Genomic DNA, 25,603 nt, shown 5'->3' on the forward strand with positions numbered 1-25,603 from the left:
CCGTGTTTCCGGCGTGCAACGTCATCGCTCGCCCCCGCTGCCGCGGCCGTCATCATGGCACAGCGACGCCCGTCAACGCGGTCGTGTCGCGATACCTCACCTCGTAGACGCGCTCCACGAACCTCCACCCCTCGCTCGTGCGCCGATAGCGATCGTGGTAGATGGAGTAGTTCAGTTCGGAACCGCCGTCGATGTCGCCGAACTCCACGACGTAGGCACGCCCGCTCGCCGAGTCTTCGTCCACCCTTACGTACCCGGCATGGGTGTTCTGCACGAAGAACGCCCAGCGCGCCTGAAGCTGCTGGGAGGCCGATCGGATCCGTTCCCGGCCCGCGAGCTCGATTCCGGCATCAGGGATGCTGATGACCGCATCGAATGTGAAGAGGCCCGCGAGTCGGTCGAAGTCACGCATCATCACCGCATCGGTGTACTCGGCCTGAAGCGCGGCAATCTCGACGCGATCGGCGATCTCCTGAAGCGTGCTCATCGCACGAACACCGCGTGCACGTCCAGCTCGAACCGCTCGGGGACCGCCCCGAGCACGTTCCAGCGCATTCCGAAGTCGTCGCGGCGGAGCGTTGCGTGCGCATCGACGATGATCCGTCCATTTTCCGCGATCGGTGCGGTGGCCGCCAACGAGACGACCCGGGCGGCGTCGCGGATCGTCAGCTGTCCGATCACCTCCGCCGGATCGCCGGGGCGTGTCTCGCGCAGCTCGAAGCGTGCGACCGGCTCGTGACGGGCATCCAGGAACGACGCCGACCGCAGATGCGCGTCGCGGCGCCGTGAGCCGGTGTCGACGGATGCCGTCCGCACCCTCACCACGCCCGTCACCTCACCGCTCCCCGCCACGGAACCGCTGCCGTCGAAGTCCGTGAACCGCCCGCGCACTGTTGCGAGACCGCCGAGCACCGCACTGGAGAAGCGGATGCTCGAGGCCGAGGGATCGAGCATCCAGTCGCCCTTGACCTGCTCGAGCGGAATCGCACGGGGAAGGCGCGTGCCGGCTCCGTGGATGCCGGTTGCGCCCTCTGGCGCCGGGGTCGAGGCCGAGGAAGTCGTTACGTTGGAACTAGCCCGCATGGTCGCTCTCCTGTCACATCACCCGCGATTCGGGTGTCATCTGAGACGACACGGCAGAAGCGAGGAGTGTGACCGATGGCTGATCCGGAATGGTTGACGACGGCTTTCGAGCGGGACAGACCGCGGCTGCGTGCGGTCGCGTATCGAGTGCTCGGTTCCATGACGGACGCCGATGACGCGGTGCAAGAGGCATGGCTGCGGCTGAGCCGGGCGGGCGCGGACGATGTGGAGAACCTGTCGGCCTGGCTGACCACGATCGTGGCACGCGTGAGCCTCAACATGCTGCGCGCCCGTCGCAGCCGACGCGAGAACCCGCTCGACACGTACGTGCCCGACCCCATGGTGGGTAGCGTGGGAACGACCGGGCCGGAGGACGAGGCAGTGCTTGCCGATTCCATCGGTCTCGCGCTGCAGGTCGTGCTGGACACGCTCAGCCCGGCCGAACGGATCGCCTTCGTTCTGCACGACATGTTCGATGTGCCGTTCGACGACATCGCGCCGATGGTCGAACGTACCCCGGCGGCTGCACGTCAGCTGGCGAGTCGCGCGAGGCGACGCGTGCAGGGCGCTGATCGCGGAACCGCCGGCGCAGGCTTGCGCCGCCAGCGACAGATCGTGGATGCCTTCTTCGCCGCTTCCCGCGCCGGTCGCTTCAACGACCTGGTCGCCTTGCTCTCCCCCGACGTGGTTCTGCGCTCGGACGGCGGCGATCGCCTGCCCGAGGCATCCGTGAACCTGACGGGACCCGCCGGAGTGATCGCTCACGCGAGACGGTTCCACCAGTCGGGCGCGACGCTCGTACCCGCGGTCGTCAACGACGCCGCCGGTGTGCTCGTCTGGCTCGACGGCCGGCTCGGAGCCGTGATGTCATTCGCTTTCGACGACGAACGCGTTGCGGGAATCGAGATACTCGCCGATCCGGGGAGGCTCGAGCGGCTGGCCGCGCGACTGCCGAATCGACCGCATAAGTGAGACCATGCCCGCGGAAGGATCGCGCTGCGCGCGATTGTGCTGTCACGTGGCGACGGCCGCGACCGCTTCGATCTCGACGAGCTGATTCTCGTAGCCGAGCACGGTGACGCCGAGGAGCGTGCTCGGCACCTCATGATCGGCTAAGGCATGCCTGATCATGGGAGCGTTGCGCGAGAACCGGCACAGGCTCGGCAGGGACGTTACGTGAGCCTGTCGCGCCTCTGTACTCGGCTCGCCGGGGCGAGTACCGGATCCTCTACCGCATCATCGACGAGTGCTTCATGATCGAAGTCGTCTCGGTCACCCACCGCCGCGACGGATACCGCGTTCAATCACATCTCCGAGGTGCCGTGCATGCACGGGTATCGGCCGGCGGACGCTCTGTTCCTTCTCCGATCTGGCAGAGTGACTGCGTGCTGTACCCGCCTGAAAAGCGCGTCCTTGATGCTGCGCTGAGCCAGCTGGAGCTGTTGACCGGCGACCCGAACCATACCGTCGCGGCTGCGGCGATGGACACGACTGGCCGCGTCTTCACGGCCGTCAACGACTACCACTTCACCGGTGGTCCGTGCGCCGAGTTGGTCGTGCTCGGAGTCGCCGCGGCGGCAGGAGCGGGACCATTGACCACGATGGTCGCCGTCGGCGATCGAGGCCGCGGCATCATCCCACCATGCGGCCGGTGCCGCCAAGTGCTCCTCGATCAGCAGCCGGGCTGCCAGATCATTGTTCCGAGCCCATCAGGCGATCCTGATCTGGTACCGGTGCGGCGCCTGCTGCCGTACAGCTACAACTTCCCAGACGCGGATCCCGAGCGGTTCATCCGATTCAACCCCCGCTACTACGACAGCGTTGCCACCGGGCAGAAGACTGCTACCACTCGATTCGACGACCCCTGCACACCAGGGCCGGCGTGGTTGGTGTTCGAGTTCGACGACCAATACAAGCGTCTTCGCGGCGTTGTCGACTTCATCGAGACCAAGCGATTCGATGCGATCACGGACGCCGATGCACAGCGTGAAGGTGGTGCTGTCGCCGGCGATCTCAGAAACGGGCTTCGGGACCACTATCCGGATATCCGGGACGACTCCATCGTGGATGTGGTGCACTTCCACGTCGAACCATTCGCGGTCTGACCCTCGTGCAGAACCGTTCGCCTGCGAAAGGATCGCTCACCGGCCAGGACGACCGTGTCTGGGAGTGGCGGAGCCTGTTCGTGCCACCGGGGCTGCGGCAGACTCTGCGTATGGATATTGAAGGGATGCCGGAGAGTGAGCGGCGCGTAATCCTCGACCAGCTCGAGGCTGGGAATTCCGGGGCAGCGAAGCTCGTGGGCGGCCGGCTAGCCGGCCGCGCTACTCCCGACAGACCTGACGTTCCCATCTGGGAGTACCGAAATTACGTGGCCGGCCATCCGGAGGTTGCACTGGAAGAGCTGAGCACGATTCGCTTCCCAATCGTCTTTTACGGAGGCCACGAGTCAACTGTCGGATCGGCAGCCGACTCGCTGGCTCCGGGGCCTGTTCCGCCAACCGTGCCGATCACGCTGGATGACGTCATCGATCTGTGGACGCAACTCCACGCGGCCGGCGTGGTGCAATGGGACTGCGAGCGACGCGCCGTCGAACACGTCCGTCCCCTTGAGGACTATAGAGCGGTGTTGACTCGATGGGGCGTCACCCTGCGCCACTCCACCTCCTGAGCACATCGAAGTGCGGAAGCGGACCAACGCATGGGCACACGCCGGTTGTGGACGCTTGCCAGAATGGTCAGCGAGTCCAGAAGTCCTCTGGACGCGCTCCTGGGCGGAATCCGAACGACTCCACCATCATCATCGCCTCAGGAAAGTGCGCGGCAAGACCATAGGGTCCATGAGTGTCGCTGCCGAAGGTGACTGCTCGGCCGCCTTCTTCGGCCCACCATTGAGGGATCCACGGCCACAGGCGTCGCGTATTCATCTCCAGCGCGCGGCCGGTGTCAGCGAGTGCCCGCATCGCTGCGCGGAACCCTTCCTCGAAGCGTCGCGGGTCAAAGGGCCCATCGCTCCCGGCGGGCCACGAACGCACGGCGTAGTCGATGTGCGTGAAGACCTCGAAAGAATCCGAACCGGCAATCATGCGAGGAATCTCTTCGAGGTATGCCCACATGACCTCATCCGCGGCGCGGTACTTGTACAGAGTGGTCGGCTCGGTGCGATCACCGTGGTCGAAGGGCAACATATGCAGCGACCCGTTGATCCGTTCGAAGTCGCCACCGGCGAAAAGGGCCGCGGCCTTCGAGTCCCATAGATGTGGTTGGCCGAACTCAACGCCCGTAAGAATGCGCAACTGCTGATACTCGTGTCGCAGACGCTCGATGGCTGCCAGGTATCCGTCCGCATCGAACGGAGGAAGAGTGACGTGGCCGGCTCCGTCCATGTACTTCTGCGCCGTATCGCCGATATCGCCATAGTCGGCGCGCCATGAGTCCTCGAGATCGAGATGCTCCGTGAAGATCACGGCCGGGAGTCCGATCTCGATGGCCCGTTCGCAAATGCGCGCCATGGAGCCAACCGACTCGGGGTCCGACCCATAGTCCCAGGACCACTCACTATGAACGTGCGCATCGGCAGTCAGGCTCAACATTCGGCGAGGCTACTACCGCTTCCGCGTCGATCCTGTCACGAGTGCCTTCCTGCCAAATGGCGCTCGTGTGCCTTGGTCGTCTACTCGACCTGGATGCTGGCGCGAGCGTGGACTGCAGCGAATGTCCGCTGTAGCCGACGATGCGGTGGAGCGCGGAACGCCCGGACGGTTGGCGCGCAGTTTCATCGCGAGGAGCGCTTCTTTGGACGCGACCTCAATGATGATGCGGGCGATCGCCGTCCGTAGGCTGGCCGGATGGGATCGGCTGGCAATGCAAGTCCGCAAGGGCAGCACGTGTTCGTTGTGCTCGGCCTGGCAGTAGTGCTTCTCGGACTGCTCCTCGCCGGAGGGTAATTAGTGGCGGCCAACTACAAGGGGGCAACCTTCAAATGCTTGGTCGAGGGCCCCAGTTCTTCATTGGCAGAAGTCTCCGAACGCTCCGATATCGTCACCGGTCATCCCGCACTCTGGCCTCTCGGTCGAGCGTGCGATTGGAAGCGTTCGGACGGTGCTGGAACGATCACGACGTATTCCGGCAGCTGGCCCGGAACCGTCGAGTCGTTGGTGCTACTGGTCGGTGGAGCCGTCCTCACGCTTACCCCGCGGCGCCAGCAACCGAGAACGGTCTGAGCACCCGGCACAGCCGAGCTCCAGGGTGAAACTAGGCCGCAGCGCCATGCGTGCCTCCAGGACGCACCAATATGGGATCCCTGAGCGGGCGTCGTGATGGATTGGATTGCGATCGTGCGCAGTCCTCCGCGGTACGGCGGAAGCAGGGTGGCCGCCAACCCTACGGGGACACCCTAGGTCGGGGCGACACTCCTCGCGTACGGGGATAGCAGCCCGCGTAGCGTGGGCGCCGACGAGGTGCCCATGCGTTGGATGACGTTCGCGCAGAGCAGGCGGAACTCGTCGTGTTCACTGGCGCGGAAGTGCGGCGCCAGTGCGATCGTGCCCACGGGGCCGCGCAGGGCACGCCGCCAATAAGCTGTAGCGAACCAGCGCGGCGTCCACGAGAACAGTATCCGGAGCGCGCTCGGCGTGACACCGACGCCGTGCGCCTGCAGCGCTCCGAAGCCCTCGCGCACCGCCGACGCCACCGAGCGCAGCCGAGAGGCGTTGCCGGCGAGCGCCGCCGCGTCACCGCCGCAACTGAGGATGCCCGCACCCATGCAGGCGATGAGCACCTCGTGGGTCGCGTACCAGCCGGCCATGTCCCGCTCCATCACGGTAGGCAGGCCCGTCGAGGCGAGCAGCCGGCGAACCAGCGCGCCCCGGGGTGCGCCGGCATCGATCGTGGTCGGCTGAGCTGCGATCCCGACGTACTCGACCGTCCCGTCGTCGTGAATCAGGCCTCCGACACCCGGGAACGCCCGCACGGCGCGCTCGGCACCGACACGATCGACAACCTCCGACGCTTCGCCACCAAGGTGCTGCAGAAAGAGCACCGTGGCGTCCGGCGCGGCCTCGAGGAGTTCGAGCACGGCTCGGAGCTGACCGGCGCGAACCGTGACGATGACAAGGTCCGTCTCGGGAAGAGCGGCCGAAGGAGGCAGCAGGTCGACGCGAGGCATCAGCACGCGCTCGCCTGACCGCACGCGTAGCCCGTTGCTCGCCAACTCGGTAAGCCGCCGGCCGCGCGCCAGAACACCGACGTCTTCGCCGGCCGCGGCAAGCTGAGCGGCGTAGATCGATCCGATCACACCCCCGCCCACCACGACGACCCGCATCTGTCCACGGTAGCGCCGCCGGATCTTCTACAACGGTCGAGCCTTTGGAAGGTCCTCTGAGGGGAAGAACAGTTCTTCGATGGGTCTGTCACAGAGACGGGAGACGCGGAACGCCAATGGAAGGGAGGGGTCGTACTTGCCTGTTTCGAGGGCGACGATCGTTTGTCGAGACACCCCGAGTTGTTCACTGAGTACGGCCTGGGCCCATCCCCGCTCCTCGCGTTCCGAGCGGATCAGGTTTTCCATCAGACGACGGGGGTTGCAGAACCCCGCCGTGACCACACGCCCGGCGACGCTCAGGCGCGGAACGCCCGCGGGCGGGACCACGTCCGCCCCAATCCGCGTGATAAGCCCGTCGCTGATCAGGATCGAGACAGGACCCCTGACCGGCTCATCCGGGGCAGGCCAAACCCGCGCATCCGTCACAAGCAAACTGCCTGCGCCACGAACCGCCCCACTCGACCGCGACCCCATATCAGCGAGCGTACCCACGAGACAGGTCGGACCCAGCCCGTACGCAAGCCGATCCCTCTGCGCGCCGAGCAGGGTTGGCTTCCTTATATCGTGGTGCCGTGGCCGAAAGCGGTGGTTCCGGCGTTCTAGCGTCGATGCGTGATGACTTCCCCCGGTGGTATCAGGATGTGCTGGAGAAGGCTCAGCTCGCAGACAACGGGCCGGTGCGCGGCACCATGGTCATCCGACCGTATGCGTTCTCGATCTGGGAGCGGATGCAAGCCGACGTCGACGCGCGCATCAAGCGCACGGGCGCGGAGAACGTGTATCTTCCGTTGTTCATCCCGCAGTCGTACCTCGAACGGGAGGCCGAGCACGTCGAAGGTTTCAGCCCCGAACTCGCCGTGGTGACGCACGCCGGCGGTAAGGAACTGACGGAGCCGGTTGTGGTGCGGCCTACCAGCGAGACGGTGTTCGGCGAGCTGATGGCCAAGTGGGTACAGTCCCATCGTGATCTGCCGATGCTGCTGAACCAGTGGTCGAACGTAGTGCGATGGGAGCTACGCCCGCGCCTGTTCCTGCGTACCAGCGAATTCCTGTGGCAGGAAGGCCACACCGCGCACGCGACGGCGGAGGACGCGGCGGCGTATGCCCGGCGTATCCACCTCGAGGTCTACCGCGACTTCCTGCAGGACATGCTTGCGATCCCGGTGTACGTGGGAGTGAAAAGCCCCCGTGAGCGTTTCGCCGGCGCGATCAACACGATGACGTGCGAGGCGATGATGGGCGACGGGAAGGCGCTTCAGATGGCCACGAGCCACGAACTGGGCCAGAACTTCGCCCGTGCCTTCGGCATCGGCTACACGGACACCTCCGGAGCGGTCCGAACGTGCTGGACGACATCCTGGGGTTCGAGCACCCGCATGATGGGCGGCTTGATCATGTCCCATGGCGACCAGGCGGGACTGCGGGTCCCGCCCCGTATCGCTCCGATCCAAGCTGTCGTCATCGCAGTGAAGGATGATGAGCGCACCGTCGCGGCGGCAGCCACGCTCGTCGATGAGTTGACGCATGCGGGCGTGCGGGCGCGACTTGACGCGCGCAGCACCCCCGGTTTCGGCCGGCGGATCGTCGAGTGGGAACTCAAGGGAGTGCCGCTGCGCATCGAGGTCGGCCCGCGAGATCTGGACGCGCAGCAGGTCACGGTCGCGCGCCGCGACCTGCCCGGAAAGACAACGCTGGTGCTGGATCACGTGAGTACGTCAGCATCCCTACTCCTCGACGAGATGCAGGCGGCGCTGTTCGCGCAAGCGACCCAGCGCCTGAACGAGAACACTACCGACGTCGACACCGTGGCTGATGCGATCACCGCGGCATCCAGTGGCTTCGCGCGGATTCCCTACGCGAGCCTCGGGGAGAGCGGCGAAGACCGACTCGCGTCAAACGCGATCACGGTCCGTTGCCTCCAGACCCCCGACGGCGAGCTTCCATCCGCCGATGCCACAGAGGAGTTGTACGCGATCGTCGGCCGCAGCTACTAAGCGGGTTCGCGCGAAACTGTTGCATTTGCCGGTCTCTCCGGTCGAGACATCGCGAAGTACCTCGGCCACAAGCGCCCGTCGATGACGCAGAACGTCTACATGTCCCGCACTACGCACTCAGCAAGAGCCGCCGGAGTACTGGATTCAAAGTTCGGGGTCAGGAGCCTAAAACGCCCAAGACCTTGAGTTGGTGCCCCCGGCAGGAATCGAACCTGCGACCAAGAGATTAGAAGGCTCCTGCTCTATCCGCTGAGCTACGGGGGCTGAGGCGGACTCCAGGCTACCGTAGCGCGGGTTCAGACGGCTTTGGCGGCCGCGACGATCACTTGTGCGAGCGTCGGAGCACCGGACGCTCGGAACACCTCGGCACCACCGGCGTCGCGCACGATCACGGTCGGAGTCGCCGTGATGTCCTCGGCGACGGCACGATCTTCGTGGCGTACGACGTCGAATTCTGTCACCGTGGCATCCGGAATCAGACGCTCGGCCTGCGCCAAGACGGCCCGAGCGTGCGCGCACGCTCCGCAGAAGGCCGAGGTGTAGAGCTCCAGTTCCACGCGATGGATTCTAGGCTCGTGACCCCGCTCGAGCCGAGCGGGGCGGGGATGCTTCGAGCAGGCATCAGCACGTCCTGTCGGAGGTGCGCCGATAGACTCGCGTCATGCCGAAAGCGAACGATGCCCTGGTCTGGATCGACTGCGAGATGACGGGGCTCGATCTCGCATCCGACGAGCTCGTGGAAATCGCCGTGGTCATCACCGACTTCGACCTCACTCCCCTCGATCCCGGCATCGACATCGTGATCAAGCCCGACCCCAGCGCGCTCGAGAACATGAACGACTTCGTGCGCAACATGCACACCACGAGCGGACTGATCGAGGAGATCCCGAACGGCAAGAGTCTTGCCGAGGCCGAATACGAGGTCATGGAGTACGTGCTGAAGTACGTGCCGGCCGAGCAGAAGGCGCCGCTCGCGGGCAACTCGATCGGCACCGACCGGATGTTCCTCGCCAAGTACATGCCGCGGCTCGATGCTCACCTGCACTACCGCAACGTCGACGTGTCGTCCATCAAGGAGCTCGCCCGCCGCTGGTTCCCCCGCGTCTACTTCCACGCGCCCGCGAAGGACGGCGGCCACCGGGCGCTCGCGGACATCCGGGAATCGATCCGCGAGCTCGACTACTACCGTCGCGCAGTGTTCACCGCCGAACCGGGGCTGACGTCGGAGGAGGTCCAGAAGGCGGCCGACGACGTGGTGTCTGTCTGGGCCCCTCGTATGTAATAAGATTGCAGGGTTGCCCGCTCGCGGGCACATGGTGGGTATAGCTCAGCTGGTAGAGCGCCTGGTTGTGGTCCAGGAGGTCGCGGGTTCAAGCCCCGTTACTCACCCCAGAGAGTGACGCCGAGAATGCTCGCGTGCTCGATCCGAGCGAACAAGGGTTGACGCGCGGTGCGCGGAACGTCCCACCGCGAATCTCCGTCGCCATGGCACGCTGGAGACGTGATGCGCATGGATGCCGACGCCTTCGAACGCCTCGTGATCGACGAGCTCGATGCGCTGCCCGACGACATGGTCGATGGAATCGAGAACGTCGCCTTCCTCGTCGAGGATCGTCCCGCCGACGGTTCGCTCAGCCTGCTCGGCGAGTACGACGGCATCGCGCTCACGGAACGCGACAGGTACGGGTTCGGAGAGATGCCCGACCGCATCGTCGTCTACCGCGAACCGCTGCTGGCGATCTGCGCCGACGAGAACGAACTGCGCCACGAAGTGCACGTCACACTCGTGCACGAGATCGCGCACTACTACGGCATCGGCGAGGCCGAACTGCACGAGCTCGGCTGGGCATGACCGGATCTGACGGGGCACGCCCGTGCGTTGCACGACATCCGACCGCCCGTCAGCGACCGGGCTCGTCCTCCGGGTCGCTCTCGTACGGGTCGCTGTCGGGCGCATCGAAGGAGTAGCGCACGTGCAGTTCGCCCTGGACCTCGCGGCTGTCTTTCACCTTGTACTCGAACTGCGACTCGATGCCGTCGACAGCGGCATACGCGCTGACGGTCTTGTCGAATTCGCCGTGCACGAGAACGCGGCGTTCCGCGTTGCCGGCCAGCGGTCCGTCGATGTATTCGACGATGTACTCGGTTGCGCTCTCGCTCATGGACTCACGGTACCGCGCGCGGCCGCCCCCGGTGCGGCAAGCACTGCGGTGGTGTCGAACACAAGATCTGCCAGCGACACGGGCGACTCCCGGGCGACCAGGCGCCCCCACTGGCGCTGCCACATGTCCCAGTGCGCATCGAACGCACCCCGGTCGCGGTCGAGGGCGCGGCGTTTGCGCACGTCGTCGGCCGCGTTGAGCCAGACGCGCAGGTCGGCGAGCGATGCGCTGGCTCGGGTGAGGCATCCGCAGCCCTCGATCACCAACGGATGCCCCGCACGTGCCACGCGCCTCTCCCCCGCTCTCGAAGCGGCCCAGTCCCACCGGCGCCAGTGGCCGACTCCCGACGACCGCAGCGGCAGCAGCAGATCGCGCACCACCTGGTGCGACGCGGGCTCCAGGCCCGCCCAGCCCGGGTAGAGGTCGTCCATGCGCACCAGCTGCGGTGCAACCCCGGGCCACGCCGCGACGATCGCGTCGGCGAACGTCGACTTGCCCGCGCCGCTCGGCCCGTCGACGAGCACGACCGGCGCCCGGGACTCCGCGAGCGCAGCGCGCACGACCGCCGACGCATCCAGGCGCACCGACCGGCTACGAGACGACAAGGTTCCAGCTTCCCGCCGCGACCGCGGCGGCCACAGCGCACCCGGCGACTCCGGCTCCGATCAGCACCATGACGACTTCCGCGCGGCCGAAGCGCGATGCTCGCGCCCACGTGCGCCTTTGGGAGCCGCCGAATCCCTTGGCCTCCATCGCTGTCGCCAGCTTGCTGCCGCGGCGCAGCGAGAGAACAAGCAGCGCGAACGCCTGCGAGCCCAGGCGGCGCAGCCAGCCGATCGGTCCGCCGCCGTCGCCGATGCCCCGCGCCCGGCGCGCTCGCGCCAGCGCCCGCCAATCGTCGACGAAGAGGCCGACGAGCCTCAGCGCCGCGAGGGCGCCGAGCACGAACCGGGCCGGAAGGTGGACGAGCTGGGCGAGCCCGTCGGCGAGTTCGGTCGGATCAGACGTCGCGAAGAGCACGACGCCGGGAAGGCCGATCGCCAGCACACGAAGACCGATCGCCGCTGCGAGCATCAGCGATCCCTGGGAGACGGTGACGAACCCGAACGACCACAGCACGAAGCCGGCATCGGCCCCGTAGAGGGCGGTCGCGACCGTCGCGGCGACCGCCGCGACCCACACCGGCGCGGTGCGCAGCCAGAACTGTCGTGCGCCGACGCCCGTGAACGGCAGAATCGCCGCCTCGAGTGCGAGCGCCACCGTGGCGGAGACCCAGTCGATGCTCAGCACGAGAGTAAGCGAGACCAGCAACGCGGCGGCGAGCTTGGCGACCGGGTTGACCCTCGCGATGCGACTGCTGCGCAGCCTGCCGGTCAGTACGAGGCTCATCGTGTCGCCTCTGCGATGGTGAGAGCCCCGGGCCGTCGCACCCGCGAGTCACCGAGCTCGAGCACGTCGTCGGCAAGCACGTGCACAAGGGCATCATCGTGCGTGACGGCCATCACCGAGTGACCGGCGGTGAGCAGTTCGTCGAGCAGAGCGGCGAGCTCGCGCCAAGTGCGGGCATCCTGTCCGAAAGTCGGCTCGTCGAGCACGAGCAGGTCCGGTTCGGTGGCGATCGCCGTGGCGACCGACAACCGGCGTTTCTCACCGCCGGAGAGCGTGAACGGGTTGGCTTCGGCCAGCCGCGACAAGCGCAGTCGGGAGAGCAGCTCATCGACGCGTCGCATCGTCCGCGCGCGGTCGGCGCCCGTCGCCAAAGGTCCCACCGCCAGCTCGTCGCGCACCCGCGTGCGCACGAACTGGTGCTCCGGATCCTGGAACACCGTCCCGACGCGCGACACCAGCTGCCGGGACTTCCAGCGCATCGGCTCAGGCCGCAACCCACGGCGGAAGCCGTCCTCCGCGGTGATCGTTCCCCCCACAGGAGGCAGCAGCCCTGCCACGGTGAGCGCGAGCGTGGACTTGCCCGCACCGTTCGGCCCGGTCACGGCGAGGGCACGCCCCCGCTGCAGTGCGAGTTCGATGTCGGATGCCACCGCCTGCGCCGTCCGCGTCCCGAACGGCGTGCGGCCCACGGCCAACGAACGTGCCGAGAGCAGGCACTCCCCTTCGACAGGGGCGGCTCGTGTGCGCTCCGGCGCCGGTCCCGGCACCCAGATGCCCGCCTCGCTCAGCCTGCCGCTCTCTCGAGCAAGCACGGCGTCGGTTCGGCCGTCGGCGAGGACGCCGCCGCCGGCGTCGAGCACGACCACCCGCTGTACCGTCTCGGTCCAGACCGCCACGCGGTGCTCCACGACCACGATGGTGGCGTCGGTGGCCTCGGCCAGGCGCGCGACGGCATCCCGCACCTCGGCCACGCCGGCCGGGTCGAGATTCGCGGTGGGTTCGTCCAGCAGCAGCAGCCTCGGGCGCATGGCGATCGCCCCGGCCAGTGCGAGTCGCTGCTTCTGCCCGCCGGACAGCGATGCGGTGGGAGTATCGAGCGGCACCTGAAGCCCCACGGCTTCCAGCGCGTCGTGCACCCGTTCCCAGATCTCGACCCGCGGAACGCCGGCGTTCTCGCACCCGAAGGCGACGTCGTCGCCGACCCTCGCCATCACGACCTGAGAGTCCGGATCTTGCAGCACGAGGCCGACGTGATCGCGCGCCGCCGAGGGCGGGAGTGCGTCGACGGTCAGAACGCCGGTGGCCTCACCCTCTTCGTCCCCGCCGAGCACTCCCGCGAGCGCGTGCAGCAGCGTCGACTTGCCGGCACCGCTGGCGCCCAGCAGCAGTACCCGCTCTCCCGGCTCGATCGTGAGCTCGAGGTCTCGCACGGCCCACCGGGAGCGTCCGGCGTGACGCCAGCCCCAGCCGCGCGCGTTCACCTGCGCGCCCCCCGGCATCCGTGACGCGGGCATCGGCTATGCCGCGCTTCCGTGGCCGCCGGAGGCGACGGAGGCGACGGAGTCCGCCTCATCACCATCGTCCACAATGCGGGCCCGTCGTCCCGCAGCGAAGCGGTTCAGGGCACCGGTCGCCGCGAGCCCGCGCACCGCGAGCCAGCTCAGGATGCCTGCGATGACGACCCCGGAGATGATCGAGGTGACGAAATAGAGCGACTTCTGGCCGACATCCAGCGCCGCGAGCGAGGTGAATGTGGTGTCCATGACCCCGGTCGACAGCCCGGCGATCGCACCCGAGAGCAGCGCGGCCCCCAGGTTCCAGACGCGGTAGAGCAGGATCGCGAAGGCGATCTCGGCTCCGAGACCCTCGATCGCCGCCCAGATGAAGTTCGTGAAGCCCCATTCGTTGCCGATCAGCATCTCGACCACTCCGGCCACGATCTCGGTGAACAGTGCCGCGCCGGGCTTGCGGACGATCAGGCCGCCCAGTACGCCGGCGAACAGCCAGCCGCCCGAGAGCAGGCCGGAAGCCCCGGGACCGAGGAACGTGAGCGCCGCCGACAGGGGCGTCCACGCGAGGCCCCAGGCCCAGAAGATGACTCCGGAGGCGACGCCGACGACGGCGGCGATGATGATGTCGACGACCCGCCAGCGGTAGATCCGCGGAGCGGGACGTGCAGTGGTGGCGAGGGTTGCGTGCACGATTCGTGCCCTTTCGTTCGTCTCAAACGTGGGCACGGGTGGATGCCCCGCACGGTGCGAAGCGCCCCAGAGAAAGCCTTCCTGCGCTGGCATGATCCAGATCAGGTTCGACGGTCGAAGGTTGGAGAACCTTCCTCTCAGCCCGGCTCACCGGACTCCCGTGTTCGACTCACGAGTATAGGAGGTCTCGCGCACGACGTCACGAGCGGGTGTCCCCCGGGCTTAGGCTTGCTACGAAGACGAGGAGGCGCCGATGGTGATCATGTGGGTGCTGCTCGTCGTCGCTCTGGTGTTCGTCGTACTTCTTCGCCTCATGATCCTGCGTATGCGCCGTTTCGAGCGCATCGCCGCCGAACGGAGAGTGCAGGCGGCACGCGCCGCGGCCGCTCGCGCCGCACGCGAGACCGCCGCTCGTCGTGCCCGGGAGATCCAGGAGCGCGAGCAGCGCGAACTCAGCGCCGGCGACGCTTCAGAGCTCTGAGAACGGCGGCCAGTCCTCGCGTCGTCACGAAGACGAACGGGATGGCGACGGCGAGCATCGCGATCGGGTTCGGTTCGAAACGCACGCCGGTGCGGTCCTTGATATAGGCGCCGACCGGAATGCTCGCGCCGCCGCCACCGCCTCCCGTGCCGGTCGCCGGTTCCTCGGGTCCTGCCCCACCGCCGAATCCGAACCATGCGAGCGCCACCGGGATCACGGTCACGTCGTCGAGCGCGACCGGCTCGCCGTACGCGGTGCGCACGCCGACGGTGGACTTCACGGAATCAGCGAGCTTGAGCACGAAGTCAGCCATACGGCCACGCTACCCGTGGCATCCGTCTGCGGGAAGACATCCGGCTGCGAGAGGCGTCGTCGCGAGCGACGTACACCGGATACACGGGCATGCCACGCCATAATCGTCGGATGCCGAAGAGCCGACGATCGCGATCCGACAACGGGCCGGTCGTCGGCGTGCTCGGCCTGCTCACGGCGGCGGTCCTGCTCGGGCACACGCTGATCCCGGATGCCGGCGGCTACGTCTCCCTGTTCGAGACGTTCCTGCCCTGGTTGTGGGTCGCGATCGCGATGCTGCTCATCGCGGCCCTGGTGGTGCGACGCTCGGCGTTCGCCTGGATCGGCGTCATCGCGGCCGCGACGGTGTGGGCGGTGCTCTTCGTGCCCGCGCTGCTTCCGCGCCACGAGGCGGGCACGGTGTCGTTGCGTGTGGTCAGCGAGAACATCGACGCCGACAACCATGACCCGGCAAGCACCGTGAACTCGCTCCTGAAGCGGGATGCCGATCTCCTCGCCCTGCAAGAGCTCGACTCGGCGTCCACTCCCGTCGCCGAGAAGTTGCTCGCCCCCGACTACCCGTATCGCTACGTCGTCGGAACGATCGGGCTGTGGAGCAAGACGCCGCTGCACGGAGGAGAGCCGCTCTCGCTGGGCCTCGGCTGGAACCGCGCGCTGAGCGTCGACGTGTCGACCGGTGCCGGCGCCGTTCGGGTCTACGAGGTGCACATGGCCTCTGTGCGACCCGGCGAGTATCAGAAGCGTGACACGATGCTCCGCTCTCTCGCCGACGTGCTCGACCACTCGAGCGCGCCACGCCTGCTCGTCGTCGGCGACTTCAACTCGGCGACCACTGACCGCGAGTTCCGCCAGCTCGAGCGCAGCGTGCACGAGGCGCCCACCTCGACATTCGGCTTCGGATACACCTGGCCGTCGGCCTTCCCCTTCGCCCGCGTCGACCACGTGCTCACCCGCGGACTGACCGCAGTCACGAGCACCGTCCTGCCGGCCAACGGCAGCGATCACCGGGCGATCGACGTCGGCCTGCGCTAGACCGTCGCGTCAGTCCGGGTGACCGTCGCGTTCCTGGATCACGCGCGCATTCGCGGTGTCCCCCACCTTGCGCGGCGTCGTGCCGACGAGCGACGCCGTCGTCACTGTACCCGCGCCGAACCGGGCGGCCACTCGGTCGATGGCGTTCTCCGCGTCGCGCCACTCCTCGTCGGGGTCCCAGAGCACCGGCGCGCCCGAGCCGTCGGGCAGCAACTGCTCCGCCCGCACCCCGATGAGCCGCACGGCGTCGCCGGACCGCAGCGTGGCATCCAGCAGACCGGCCGCCTCCTCGTAGAGGCGCTTACCGACATTCGTCGGCTCCGCCAGCGTGCGCGACCTGGCGATCGTGCGGAAGTCTGCATACCGCAGCTTGAGCGCCACCGTGCGGCCGGCCATCCCGTGCGAACGCAGGCGCGCGCCGACCTGCGTCGACAGCCGCAGCAGCTCGCGGCGCAGCAGTGTGACATCTGTCACGTCTGTCTCGAAGGTCTGCTCGTGTCCGATGCTCTTCTCGTGCGACACCGTCTCAACCGGACGCGGATCGATGCCGTTGGCCAGCTCGTGCAACTTGGTGCCGGACGCTTCGCCCACCCAGCCGCGCAGTACGCCCATCGGCACGTCGGCGAGGTCCCCTACCGTGCGCAGCCCGTAGCGATGCAGCGTCTCCTGCATGGCGGGTCCGACGCCCCAGAGCGCGGCGATCGGCAACGGGTGCAGAAATGCGAGGGTCTGCGCGGGCGGAATGACGAGCATCCCGTCGGGCTTGGACCGCGTAGAGGCGAGTTTGGCCATGAACTTCGTGGCCGCGACGCCCACGGAACAGACCAGCCCTGTCTCGGCGAGCACGCGCTGGCGGATGTCCGTGGCGATTCGCGCCGGAGACCCGAGCAGCCGCACCGCACCGGCCACGTCGAGGAACGCCTCGTCGATGCTCACCTGCTCCACCAGCGGCGTGACGTCGTGCAGGATGCCCACCACACGTTTCGAATAGTGCGCGTACTTGTCGAAGTGCGGCTCCAGCACCACCGCCTCCGGGCACAACCGGAGCGCCTGCGCGACCGGCATCGCGCTGCGCACGCCGCGCCGCCGCGCCTCGTACGTGGCACTGGAGACCACGGCGCGACCGGATGCGTGTCCCACGATCGCCGGACGGCCGCGGAGCTCTGGTCGGTCGAGCAGTTCGACCGACGCGTAGAAGGCGTCCATGTCGACGTGCAGCTTCGTGGCACCCGTATCGTCGACGGGGCCCGTGGTGACCTGTCTGTCCCGTCCGTCGCCGCGTCCCACTCCCCCAGTGTCGCATCCGCCTCCGACACGCGCCCTTCCTTCCCACTTGCCTCTCTTCGCCGCTTCCCTGTCGCTCCTCGCCCGATGCCATCCCTGCGAGACTGCGAGTGCATCCCAATGCCGCCGACGAGACAGGTAGACAGGATCGTTCGGATGCACTCGCCTTGGGGCACAGCGCCCTGCGCGCGCGGGCGCGGGGAACTGCCGATAGCGTTGATGCCATGGACTTCAGGTACCTCGGCAACAGCGGACTCAAGATCTCCGAGATCATCTACGGCAACTGGCTCACCCACGGATCTCAGGTGGAGAACGACGCGGCAACGGCATCGGTGCACGCCGCGCTCGACGCGGGCATCACCACCTTCGACACGGCGGACGCCTATGCGAACACGGCGGCGGAGAAGGTGCTCGGCGACGCGCTGAAGGGTCAGCGCCGGCAGTCGCTCGAGATCTTCACCAAGGTGTACTGGCCGACCGGCCCGGCGGGGCACAACGACACCGGCCTCAGCCGCAAGCACATCATGGAGTCGATCGACGGCTCGCTGAGCCGCCTCGGTACCGACTACGTGGACCTCTACCAGGCGCACCGCTACGACCACGAGACGCCGCTGGAAGAGACCATGCAGGCGTTCGCCGACCTCGTACGCGCCGGCAAGGTGCTGTACGTCGGCGTGAGCGAGTGGACCGCCGACCAACTGCGCGCGGGGCACGCGCTCGCGAAGGACCTCGGCTTCCAGCTCATCTCGAACCAGCCGCAGTACTCGATGCTGTGGCGCGTCATCGAGGATCAGGTGGTGCCGACGTCGAAGGAACTGGGCATCTCGCAGATCGTCTGGTCGCCGGTGGCGCAGGGCGTGCTCACCGGCAAATACAAGCCGGGCGCCGAACTGCCCGCCGGCTCGCGTGCCACCGATGAGAAGGGCGGAGCGAGCGCCATCAAGCGTTTCCTGACCGACGATGTTCTGACGGCGGTGCAGAAGCTGCAGCCGATCGCCGACGAGGCGGGGCTCACGCTCGCGCAGCTCGCCGTCGCGTGGGTGCTGCAGAATCCGAACGTGGCAGGCGCCATCGTCGGTGCATCGAGGCCCGAGCAGGTGAAATCCAACGCCGAGGCCGCGGGCGTGAAGCTCGACGACGAGGCGCTCGCCCGTATCGATGAGGTCATCCTGCCCGTCGCGACGACCGACCCGGCGCTCACCGTCTCGCCCGAGACGCGCGTGGCTTGATCGGCTGCTCCTGACCGCTTCGCCTGACGGGTTCGCACGCTTCGCCTGACGGATTCGCCCCGGCCGGCCCATCTGGCCATTCGCCTGATGGGCGGCCTGGGTCAGACGAGCGCCTCCACGATCGGCGTGAACCACGACCGGAATGCCTCGTGATCGTCGCGCAGGCTCCAGCTGACCACCACCGTGTCCGGCCCGACCACCCAGGCGCCGGGCACGGCGAGCGGCAGCACTTCGATGTCGAGACGGAACGATCCCGCCTGCCGGCGCAGGTCGTGCTCGCGGCTGCGCACCACGTCGACGATGTCGGCGGAGTAGTCGGCACGGTGGGCGTCGTCGTCGGCGAGGTACTCCTCCCGGCGCGCGATCGCCCATTCCAGGGCCTCGTCGAATCGATCGATCACGAGGTCCTGAAGGGCCAACTCGCGATCGAACGCCGCGAAGTGCGGGGGCACGAACGAGGTGCTCCAGGATGCCACGGCGTTGGCCTGCACAACGGCGCGCCGCCACCAGCGCGTCCACTCCTCCGCCAGTGCGTCCGGCTCGCCGAAACCGGCGTCAGCGCACGCCGCACGGGGAACTGCGGAGCGGCGGGTCGCCGTCCCCGATCGCGTCGAGAGCATCCCGGACGGGACCGACCGGCGCGAGACGCCGGGAACGACCTCCGGCAGCGCCGGATCGCCCGCGTCGCCGAGGCCGGCGAGATCGCGCAGGCACAACCCGACGAGCAGGTCCAGCGGAGCGTCCTCTGTGACCCGCCATCGGAGAGTGCCCTCGACGAGCATGACCTCATCTTAGATTTCACGCCCGGCGCCGGAACGGGTTGACGACCGAATCACCCGAGGCGTAGCAGGATGCAGTGGAGAACCCACGAATCCGGTCTCCCGGGTCTCAACGGGCGCGCGCGTCAGCCGATAGCTGCGCGTGGCGTCAATCGGCCACACTCGCGGCATCCACGTAAAGCCACGCCGTCTCTCCCGAGGCGAGCTGCACGGCCACGCGCGTGTAGTCATCCACCTCGTACTCGTCGGCGGCGGCAAGCTCATCATCGCTGAGCTCGAGCACCACGCCCGGAACGCGGTCCGCCGTGTCTCCGGTGCGCCGCGCGAACGGGTGCACCGCGCTGCCGCTGACCTCGAGCACGTGGGTGTCGGTGATCGCGACCGAGTCGAGCACGTAACCGACGAGCTCGGCTCGACGCACGGGCATCCGGCGACCGAACGTCGCGTTCTGCACACTCGGCAGCTGGAGCGTTCCGTATGAGAACAGCAGGTGGCTCACCTGGCATCTCCGTCTTCTGCCTCACCGGCGGCGTCCGTTTGGTCGGCGACGGGCGCCGTCATCAGCAGGTACTCGGGCACGTTCGCCCGCTCGACGGGACCGCTGCCGTCGGCGCGGTACTGCGGCTCGTCGAACGCCACGGTCCACACGCGTCCCGAAAGCCGATGCACCTCGAAGGCGCCGTTCGCCACCGTCGACGCACCCGCCACGATCACTCCGGTCGGATCGCCGACCCAGCCCTTCGGACCCTGCCGCTCGTCGTCGACCACGTGCACCTGCACGCCCACGCCGAACCGTTGATCGGATGCCGCCTCCCGCGGCTTGTCCCGTCGCCACCACACGCTCGACATTCTCCCACCGCGGCAAGCAGCTCCCCCCAGTGACAAGACGGCCGCTCGGGCACGCACCGTCGAACAAGTCCCCGGACGGCGGCTGCCTCTTCTGCACTGCGCCGTCAGGGCGAGCATGATGGAGGCATGGCACGCGTGGCGATCATCGGAGCACATGGCAAGGTGGCGCAGCAGCTCATGCGGCTGCTCTACGACGACGGGGACGATTTCATCGGCGTCGTGCGCAACGAGGATCACGCCGACGACATCTATCGCTTCGGCGGCGAAGGCGTGCTGCTCGATATCGAGCAGGCCGAGCCGGATGCACTGGCGCGCGCCATCCACGGCGCCGACGCGGTCGTGTTCGCGGCCGGTGCCGGCCCGAACTCCGGGCCCGCACGCAAGGCGACCGTCGACTACGGCGGCTCCGTGAAGTCGCAGCAGGCCGCCGTCGCGGCCGGGGTCCGGCGATTCATCCAGGTCTCCGCTCGCGGAACGGATGATCCGGTGGCTCCCGGCTCCGACGAGTCATGGACCGCCTACGTCGCCGCGAAACGCGACGCCGACGCCGAGTTGCGCCGCAGCACGCTGGAGTGGACGATCGTGCGCCCCGGCACCCTCACGCTCGACGACGGGACCGGGTTCGTCGAGGCTGCGCCACGCGTCGAACCTGGGACGATCGCCCGCGAAGACGTCGCCCGCGTCGTGATCGCGACGCTGCGCGAGCCGACGAGCATCCACACGCAGTTCGAGGTGGTGGCCGGTTCGACCCCGATCGAGGAGGCCATCGCCTCCGTGGCGACGACGGCTCGCCTCGGCTGACCGACGACGTGACGACGACGACCACGTGACTGCGCGATGACGACGGGTGGGGGAATGAACGAGCACGCTCCGCGGTTCTGGAACACGCACGATGAGGCACTCACGAACGGTGAGGCCGACGACCGCGATCCGAAAGGCCGCCGCATGTCATTCACCGATTGGTTGAGGGTTCAGGAACGCGCCCACGCCGCCTTCGGTGCCCGGGTCGCCCTCGTCGCTCAGTGGGATGCGCCGACGCCGGACGAGGACTGGGACGTGGCGGCGCTGGTACGGCACGTGATCGAGGAGCAGCAGTGGGTGCCGCTGCTGCTGGCGGGCCGCACCGTCGGCGAGGCCCGATCGCGACTCGAGCCCCTGGGCAGCGATCTGCCCGCCGCCTGGGAGCGGTACTCGGCAGCGGCGACGCGGGCATGGGCATCCGTCGACCCCGATGCTCCGGTCAACCTCTCGTACGACACGGTGCCCGCGGCGGCCTACCTGCGCGAGCAGTCGTCCGACGTGATCGTGCACACCTGGGATCTCGCGCGTGCCATCGGCGCAGACGACGCGCTCGGCGACGACCTCGTCGAGGCCGCCTGGACCGTCTTCGCTCCGCAGAAGGACACGCTCGAGGCGAGCGGCCTGTTCGCCTCGCCTCTCCCCATCCCCGAGGACGCACCGCTGCAGTCCCGGCTGCTCGCGCTCACGGGCCGGGACGACCGCATCGCAGCCTGACCGCTCCTTCGCGCCGGGCCAAGGCCGGGGTGGCCCGCACCGGGACGTCCTAGGGTGGATGCCATGAGCAGCGATGCCGAACGTCCCTGGATTTCGAGCTACGCGGAGGGCGTGCCGGCCGACATCGATCCGCCGACGCATTCTCTGCCGCACCTGATCGAGGAGTCGGTGGCCGCGTATGGCGATCACGTCGCACTCGAGTTCTTCGGTCGCACGACGACGTATCGCGAGCTCGGCGCCGCGATCGACCGGGCGGCGGGCGGTCTGAAGAGACTCGGCGTGCAGGCGGGAGACCGCGTCGCACTCGTGCTGCCGAACTGTCCGCAGCACGTGATCGCGTTCTATGCCGTGCTGAGGCTGGGCGCCGTCGTCGTGGAGCACAACCCGCTGTACACGCCGCGCGAGATGCGGCACCAGTTCGAGGACCACGGAGCCAAGCTGGCGATCGCCTGGACCAAGGTGGTCGCATCGCTGCAGGACATGCCCGCCGACATCGGACTGGAGACGATCGTCGCGGTCGACCTGGTGGACGCCATGCCCGCACGTCTGCGGATCGCCCTTCGGCTGCCCGTGAAGAAGGCGCGCGAGTCCCGCGCGCAGTTGCAGGCGAAGGTGCGCGGAGCGGTGCGCTGGGACGAGGTGGTCTCGTCGAAGCGCGTGAAGGCATCCGTTCCCCGCCCCGAGGTCGAGGATCTCGCGCTCATCCAGTACACGAGCGGCACCACGGGCGTACCCAAAGGCGCCATGCTCACGCACGGCAACCTGGTGGCGAACGCGGCACAGGCCCGTGCCTGGGTGCCCGCCGTGCCGCGCGGCACATCCGTCGTCTACGCGGTGCTGCCGCTCTTCCACGCCCACGGGCTCACCTTGTGCCTGACGTTCGCGATGAGCATGGGCGCTCGGCTCGTGCTCTTCCCCAACTTCGACCCGGATACGGTGCTGAACGTCGTGAAGAAGCGTCCCGCCACCTTCCTGCCGGCCGTGCCGCCCATCTACGAGCGCCTCGTGAAGGCGGCGAAGGCGAAGAAGGTCTCGCTGTCGGGCATCGAGATCGCCATCTCTGGTGCGATGAGCCTGCCCGACACGATCGTGGGGCTCTGGGAGAAGGAGACGGGCGGGTACCTCGTGGAGGGGTACGGGCTCACCGAGGCATCTCCGGTGCTCATGGCCAACCCCGTCGGCTCGACGCGCAAGGCGGGAACCGTCGGCCTGCCCATGCCGAGCACTCTGCTGCGCGTCGTCGACCCCGATGACCGTTCACGCACGATGCCGATCGGCGAGCCGGGTGAGCTCGAGGCCCGAGGGCCGCAGATCTTCCGAGGCTACTGGCGCCGGCCGGAGGAGACGGCGGCGGTTCTGGATGCCGACGGCTGGCTTCGCACCGGCGACGTCGTCACGATGGACGAACAGGGCTTCGTACGCATCGTCGACCGCATCAAGGAACTCATCATCACGGGCGGCTTCAACGTCTCGCCGACCGAGGTCGAGGACGAGCTGCGCGCGTATGAGGGCATCGCCGACCTCTCGGTCGTCGGCCTGCCGCACGCCCGTGGAGGCGAGGATGTCGTCGCCGCGGTGATCATGAAGCCCGGTTCCTCGTTCGACGAGGACGCCATCCGGGCGTTCGCGCGTTCGGCGATGACACCGTACAAGGTGCCGCGGCGGGTGTTCGAGGTGGACGAACTCCCCCGCTCGATCGTGGGCAAGGTGCTGCGTCGGCAGGTCGTCGAACTGCTGACGGCCAGGCTCGCCGACGAGTCGTGAGTCTCGTGTTCGATCCGAGGGCCGGCCGGACCGCCTGACGTTCTGACGTCCGCGGCGAGTAGCTACGGGACCAGCCGGCGCGCACGGCGCCTCAGTGGCGTCGGAGCGCACGCACCGCCAACGCGATCGCCCGCCACCCGATCAGGAAGACGGCGAGCACCACGGCCGCGACGACGACGAACGGCGCCGCGATCCCCTGTCCGCTCACCACGCGCAGCGCCATCCCGAGCACGAGCGTGGCCGCCCACACGACCACTCCGGTCGGCCAGAGCGCCATCGGACGACGCCATGCCAGGCAGGCCACCCACCCGATCACCAGCCCGACGGCGAACGGCCAGAACGTCGTGAGCGCCCCGCCGATCACATTCTCTCCGTGACTGCCACGCCCGATGAGTACGAACGCGAGCACGAGCACGACGTCGAGCACGGCCGAGAGAACGACAGCCGCGGTGCCGGCACTCCGAACGGCAGAAGCGGACGACGAGGACGACGCGGAAGAAGACACGATCGCCAGTCTAGGCAGTGTCCAAGATGCCGCGCCGACGGTGGGGTGCTCGGTGGGTGCGCGGTGGCTGCACGGCAGGCGCACCTGCTGAGGTCAGTCCAGGTCGTCGGGATCGAGCACGCCGGTGAAGATCAGTTCGCGCACACGCGGGAGGAGATCGGCGGTGAGGTCCGTGGCGTCCGCACCGAGAAGGTCGGCAAGCGCACCCACGATGACGCCGACCGGCAGATCGCCATCGCACGCTCCGACGAGCCCGGCGAGCCCGGTGTCCATCGCCAGGCGACGCCCGAAGCCGCCGCCCTGCACGAGCGCGAGCACCGTCGGGTCGTCGTCCCCCGGCCAGTAGTGGCGCTCCTCGGTGACATCGGCGGCGGTGCGCAGGCAGGTGAGCCCGAGCTGTTGATCGGTGACGGATGCCAGCCAGCGACCGACACGCAGCCCTCGCTCCAGGTGCGGTCCGAGTCCGCCCTCCGATGCGCCAGAGGACTCCACCGACTCGAACCGCCGCAGCGTCACGTCTCCGTCGGCGGGGCGTCGTAGTGTCAGATATCCGAAGCCGACCGCGCACACGTTCCTGCCGGCGAAGTCGTCGAGCCAGGCATCCATCAGACGTTCGAATTCGGCGCTGCCCGGCCGGGTCCCACCGTCGCGGATCCACGTCTCCGCATACCGCGGCGCATCCTGCAGCTCGCGCTCGACGACCCAGGCGTCGAGCGCGCCGGGTTCCGTCGCGTCACCGAGCCATCCCCGCACGCGATCGAACGCCTCACCGTCGCCGCGGTACTCCCAGTTGCCGAGGAACTGCGCGACGCCCCCCGGTTCGAGGTGTTCGCGCACGCCGCGCACGACGGCCTCGACGATGGCGTCACCCGTGAGGCCGCCATCGCGGTACTCGTACTCGGGAACGCCGGCGACGCGCGGTGTGATGACGAACGGCGGATTCGAGACGATGCGGTCGAAGCGCTCCCCCGCCACCGGTTCGAACAGGCTTCCGAGCCGGAACTCGATGTTGTGCACGCGGTTCAGTGCAGCGTTGAATCGGGCGAACCTCAGCGCCCGAGCCGAGATGTCGGTGGCCACCACCCGGTCGGCGTGACGCGCCGCATGCATCGCCTGGATGCCGCAGCCGGTGCCGAGATCGAGTGCGGTGCCGACGGCAGCCCGCATCATGATCGCACTCAGCGTGTGAGAGGCCCCTCCCACACCGAGCACATGGTCCTCGCGCAGTTCGCGCCCCAACGCGAGTTCACCGAGGTCGGAGCAGATCCACCAGGATCCGGCACCGAGGTCGTCGTCGAACGAGTAGGGGCGAAGGTCGACCAGTGGACGCAGCATCGCCGCCGAGTCGCCCGGGCCCGTTCCCTCGCTCCCGGCCACCAGTCCGAGGCGAACAGCGCCCTGGATTCCGAGCGTGGGCAACGCGGATGCCACGGCCCGCTCGGGCACCGGCAGCCCCAGTACGAATGCGGTCGCCAGCACCGCCAGCGGCTCTCCGCGAGACGCTCCCGGCTCAGCGGCGCGACGCGCGGCGACGCGATGCCCGCGGAAGAGCGCGGCGGCGGCCTCCTCCCCCCACAGAGCGTCGAGCGCCGGCACCGTGAAGTCCGCGCACTCGAGGTCGCGCCGAAGACGTGCGAGCGGTTCCGGGTCGATCTCGAGAGAGTCTGCGGGCATCCCGTCATTGTTCCACTTGCGTCGACG

30 protein-coding genes, 2 tRNA genes and 1 pseudogene are annotated in these 25,603 nt (G+C 68.1%); 13 read left to right on the forward strand and 20 right to left on the reverse strand.

Going from position 1 to position 25,603, the window contains the following annotated elements:
• Window positions 1-52: 52 nt before the first annotated feature.
• Window positions 53-487, reverse strand: coding sequence for a nuclear transport factor 2 family protein (locus H623_RS0104145; RefSeq protein ID WP_022899687.1), 435 nt, complete (start codon window positions 485-487; stop codon window positions 53-55).
• Entirely contained in the window at window positions 484-1,083 is a 600-nt protein-coding gene (locus tag H623_RS17670) for a YceI family protein (RefSeq protein ID WP_022899688.1), read from the reverse strand. Before H623_RS17670 ends, H623_RS0104145 begins: the two co-directional genes overlap by 4 nt.
• 75 nt (window positions 1,084-1,158) lie before the next feature.
• Here H623_RS17670 and H623_RS0104155 point away from each other — a divergent pair, with 75 nt between their 5' ends.
• Complete coding sequence (locus tag H623_RS0104155; RefSeq protein WP_022899689.1) at window positions 1,159-2,055, forward strand: sigma-70 family RNA polymerase sigma factor; 897 nt, start codon at window positions 1,159-1,161, stop codon at window positions 2,053-2,055.
• Window positions 2,056-2,097: 42 nt separating this feature from the next.
• Here the strand turns inward: H623_RS0104155 and H623_RS21355 are convergent.
• Window positions 2,098-2,193: pseudogene (locus H623_RS21355) on the reverse strand (RidA family protein); the annotation flags it as partial.
• A gap of 143 nt (window positions 2,194-2,336) precedes the next feature.
• On the opposite strand from H623_RS21355, the gene H623_RS17675 reads away from it, so the two are divergent.
• Together H623_RS17675 and H623_RS0104170 are read left to right on the forward strand one after the other, a co-directional pair.
• Window positions 2,337-3,188: an ASCH domain-containing protein gene (locus tag H623_RS17675; RefSeq protein WP_022899690.1), complete on the forward strand. Its 852-nt coding sequence runs from the start codon at window positions 2,337-2,339 to the stop codon at window positions 3,186-3,188.
• Between the two features lie 110 nt (window positions 3,189-3,298).
• Window positions 3,299-3,754, forward strand: a complete 456-nt coding sequence (locus H623_RS0104170) for a hypothetical protein (protein ID WP_157560867.1) — start codon at window positions 3,299-3,301, stop codon at window positions 3,752-3,754.
• A 67-nt stretch (window positions 3,755-3,821) separates the two neighbouring features.
• On the opposite strand, the gene H623_RS0104175 is transcribed toward H623_RS0104170, so the two are convergent.
• From H623_RS0104175 to H623_RS22310, 3 genes are all read right to left on the reverse strand, one after another.
• Window positions 3,822-4,676 carry a PHP domain-containing protein gene (locus tag H623_RS0104175; RefSeq protein ID WP_022899692.1) on the reverse strand — a complete coding sequence of 285 codons (855 nt, stop codon included), beginning with the start codon at window positions 4,674-4,676 and terminating at the stop codon, window positions 3,822-3,824.
• An 803-nt stretch (window positions 4,677-5,479) separates the two neighbouring features.
• A complete protein-coding gene (locus H623_RS20855; protein ID WP_022899694.1) occupies window positions 5,480-6,406 on the reverse strand; it encodes a ketopantoate reductase family protein in 927 nt (308 codons plus the stop codon).
• 27 nt (window positions 6,407-6,433) lie between these two features.
• A complete protein-coding gene (locus H623_RS22310) occupies window positions 6,434-6,880 on the reverse strand; it encodes a helix-turn-helix transcriptional regulator (protein ID WP_342664575.1) in 447 nt (148 codons plus the stop codon).
• A 134-nt stretch (window positions 6,881-7,014) separates the two neighbouring features.
• On the opposite strand from H623_RS22310, the gene proS reads away from it, so the two are divergent.
• On the forward strand, window positions 7,015-8,400 hold the full coding sequence (gene proS / locus H623_RS0104195) for a proline--tRNA ligase (RefSeq protein WP_022899696.1): 1,386 nt from the start codon (window positions 7,015-7,017) through the stop codon (window positions 8,398-8,400).
• 188 nt (window positions 8,401-8,588) lie between these two features.
• On the opposite strand, the gene H623_RS0104200 is transcribed toward proS, so the two are convergent.
• A tRNA-Arg gene (locus tag H623_RS0104200) sits at window positions 8,589-8,664 on the reverse strand.
• Between the two features lie 32 nt (window positions 8,665-8,696).
• Entirely contained in the window at window positions 8,697-8,957 is a 261-nt protein-coding gene (locus H623_RS0104205) for a thioredoxin domain-containing protein (RefSeq protein ID WP_022899697.1), read from the reverse strand.
• A 104-nt stretch (window positions 8,958-9,061) separates the two neighbouring features.
• On the opposite strand from H623_RS0104205, the gene orn reads away from it, so the two are divergent.
• The 3 genes from orn (at window position 9,062) to H623_RS0104220 (ending at window position 10,252) form a co-directional block, all read left to right on the forward strand.
• Window positions 9,062-9,682, forward strand: coding sequence for an oligoribonuclease (gene orn, locus H623_RS0104210; RefSeq protein WP_022899698.1), 621 nt, complete (start codon window positions 9,062-9,064; stop codon window positions 9,680-9,682).
• A 34-nt stretch (window positions 9,683-9,716) separates the two neighbouring features.
• Window positions 9,717-9,792, forward strand: a tRNA-His gene (locus tag H623_RS0104215).
• A 112-nt stretch (window positions 9,793-9,904) separates the two neighbouring features.
• A complete protein-coding gene (locus tag H623_RS0104220; RefSeq protein WP_022899699.1) occupies window positions 9,905-10,252 on the forward strand; it encodes a metallopeptidase family protein in 348 nt (115 codons plus the stop codon).
• 49 nt (window positions 10,253-10,301) lie between these two features.
• Here H623_RS0104220 and H623_RS0104225 read toward each other — a convergent pair whose 3' ends face one another.
• Genes H623_RS0104225 through H623_RS17690 form a run of 5 tightly spaced genes read right to left on the reverse strand, consistent with a single transcriptional unit; the run spans window position 10,302 to window position 14,152 of the window.
• Window positions 10,302-10,562 (reverse strand): hypothetical protein, encoded by a 261-nt coding sequence (locus tag H623_RS0104225; protein ID WP_022899700.1) that lies wholly within the window; start codon window positions 10,560-10,562, stop codon window positions 10,302-10,304.
• A complete protein-coding gene (locus H623_RS0104230; RefSeq protein WP_245558867.1) occupies window positions 10,559-11,167 on the reverse strand; it encodes a nucleoside/nucleotide kinase family protein in 609 nt (202 codons plus the stop codon). The genes H623_RS0104225 and H623_RS0104230 overlap by 4 nt, the downstream gene beginning before the upstream one ends.
• Entirely contained in the window at window positions 11,154-11,951 is a 798-nt protein-coding gene (locus tag H623_RS0104235) for an energy-coupling factor transporter transmembrane component T family protein (RefSeq protein ID WP_022899702.1), read from the reverse strand. Before H623_RS0104235 ends, H623_RS0104230 begins: the two co-directional genes overlap by 14 nt.
• Window positions 11,948-13,465, reverse strand: a complete 1,518-nt coding sequence (locus H623_RS17685) for an ABC transporter ATP-binding protein (RefSeq protein ID WP_051143054.1) — start codon at window positions 13,463-13,465, stop codon at window positions 11,948-11,950. The genes H623_RS0104235 and H623_RS17685 overlap by 4 nt, the downstream gene beginning before the upstream one ends.
• Window positions 13,466-13,468: 3 nt before the next feature.
• Complete coding sequence (locus H623_RS17690; RefSeq protein WP_022899704.1) at window positions 13,469-14,152, reverse strand: ECF transporter S component; 684 nt, start codon at window positions 14,150-14,152, stop codon at window positions 13,469-13,471.
• A 253-nt stretch (window positions 14,153-14,405) separates the two neighbouring features.
• Here H623_RS17690 and H623_RS0104250 point away from each other — a divergent pair, with 253 nt between their 5' ends.
• Window positions 14,406-14,633 carry a hypothetical protein gene (locus H623_RS0104250; RefSeq protein WP_022899705.1) on the forward strand — a complete coding sequence of 76 codons (228 nt, stop codon included), beginning with the start codon at window positions 14,406-14,408 and terminating at the stop codon, window positions 14,631-14,633.
• Here H623_RS0104250 and H623_RS0104255 read toward each other — a convergent pair.
• On the reverse strand, window positions 14,605-14,946 hold the full coding sequence (locus H623_RS0104255) for a hypothetical protein (RefSeq protein ID WP_022899706.1): 342 nt from the start codon (window positions 14,944-14,946) through the stop codon (window positions 14,605-14,607). The genes H623_RS0104250 and H623_RS0104255 overlap by 29 nt on opposite strands.
• Window positions 14,947-15,056: 110 nt before the next feature.
• Here H623_RS0104255 and H623_RS0104260 point away from each other — a divergent pair, with 110 nt between their 5' ends.
• Window positions 15,057-15,977 carry an endonuclease/exonuclease/phosphatase family protein gene (locus H623_RS0104260; RefSeq protein WP_022899707.1) on the forward strand — a complete coding sequence of 307 codons (921 nt, stop codon included), beginning with the start codon at window positions 15,057-15,059 and terminating at the stop codon, window positions 15,975-15,977.
• A gap of 9 nt (window positions 15,978-15,986) precedes the next feature.
• Here the strand turns inward: H623_RS0104260 and H623_RS0104265 are convergent, their stop codons facing one another.
• Window positions 15,987-17,264 (reverse strand): DNA polymerase IV, encoded by a 1,278-nt coding sequence (locus tag H623_RS0104265; RefSeq protein ID WP_022899708.1) that lies wholly within the window; start codon window positions 17,262-17,264, stop codon window positions 15,987-15,989.
• A 221-nt stretch (window positions 17,265-17,485) separates the two neighbouring features.
• On the opposite strand from H623_RS0104265, the gene H623_RS0104270 reads away from it, so the two are divergent.
• Entirely contained in the window at window positions 17,486-18,490 is a 1,005-nt protein-coding gene (locus H623_RS0104270; RefSeq protein ID WP_022899709.1) for an aldo/keto reductase family protein, read from the forward strand.
• A 101-nt stretch (window positions 18,491-18,591) separates the two neighbouring features.
• On the opposite strand, the gene H623_RS0104275 is transcribed toward H623_RS0104270, so the two are convergent.
• The 3 genes from H623_RS0104275 to H623_RS20860 all read right to left on the reverse strand — a co-directional run bounded on the left by H623_RS0104275 (window position 18,592) and on the right by H623_RS20860 (window position 20,109).
• Entirely contained in the window at window positions 18,592-19,272 is a 681-nt protein-coding gene (locus H623_RS0104275; RefSeq protein WP_022899710.1) for a hypothetical protein, read from the reverse strand.
• Between the two features lie 145 nt (window positions 19,273-19,417).
• A complete protein-coding gene (locus tag H623_RS0104280; RefSeq protein ID WP_026939901.1) occupies window positions 19,418-19,768 on the reverse strand; it encodes a gamma-glutamylcyclotransferase family protein in 351 nt (116 codons plus the stop codon).
• Window positions 19,765-20,109, reverse strand: coding sequence for a hypothetical protein (locus H623_RS20860; RefSeq protein WP_051143055.1), 345 nt, complete (start codon window positions 20,107-20,109; stop codon window positions 19,765-19,767). Before H623_RS20860 ends, H623_RS0104280 begins: the two co-directional genes overlap by 4 nt.
• A gap of 135 nt (window positions 20,110-20,244) precedes the next feature.
• Between H623_RS20860 and H623_RS0104290 the strand changes: the two genes are divergently transcribed.
• The 3 genes from H623_RS0104290 (at window position 20,245) to H623_RS0104300 (ending at window position 23,397) form a co-directional block, all read left to right on the forward strand.
• Window positions 20,245-20,919 carry an SDR family oxidoreductase gene (locus H623_RS0104290; protein WP_022899712.1) on the forward strand — a complete coding sequence of 225 codons (675 nt, stop codon included), beginning with the start codon at window positions 20,245-20,247 and terminating at the stop codon, window positions 20,917-20,919.
• A gap of 54 nt (window positions 20,920-20,973) precedes the next feature.
• A complete protein-coding gene (locus tag H623_RS0104295) occupies window positions 20,974-21,633 on the forward strand; it encodes a TIGR03086 family metal-binding protein (RefSeq protein ID WP_022899713.1) in 660 nt (219 codons plus the stop codon).
• A 63-nt stretch (window positions 21,634-21,696) separates the two neighbouring features.
• Complete coding sequence (locus H623_RS0104300) at window positions 21,697-23,397, forward strand: long-chain-fatty-acid--CoA ligase (protein ID WP_022899714.1); 1,701 nt, start codon at window positions 21,697-21,699, stop codon at window positions 23,395-23,397.
• A gap of 91 nt (window positions 23,398-23,488) precedes the next feature.
• Here H623_RS0104300 and H623_RS0104305 read toward each other — a convergent pair whose 3' ends face one another.
• Window positions 23,489-23,902 (reverse strand): DUF3054 domain-containing protein, encoded by a 414-nt coding sequence (locus tag H623_RS0104305; protein WP_022899715.1) that lies wholly within the window; start codon window positions 23,900-23,902, stop codon window positions 23,489-23,491.
• 93 nt (window positions 23,903-23,995) lie between these two features.
• Window positions 23,996-25,576 carry a DUF7059 domain-containing protein gene (locus H623_RS0104310; protein WP_022899716.1) on the reverse strand — a complete coding sequence of 527 codons (1,581 nt, stop codon included), beginning with the start codon at window positions 25,574-25,576 and terminating at the stop codon, window positions 23,996-23,998.
• Between the last annotated feature and the right edge of the window lie 27 nt (window positions 25,577-25,603).

The organism is Humibacter albus DSM 18994, assembly GCF_000421825.1.
In the GTDB taxonomy this organism is placed as follows: Bacteria; Actinomycetota; Actinomycetes; order Actinomycetales; family Microbacteriaceae; genus Humibacter; species Humibacter albus.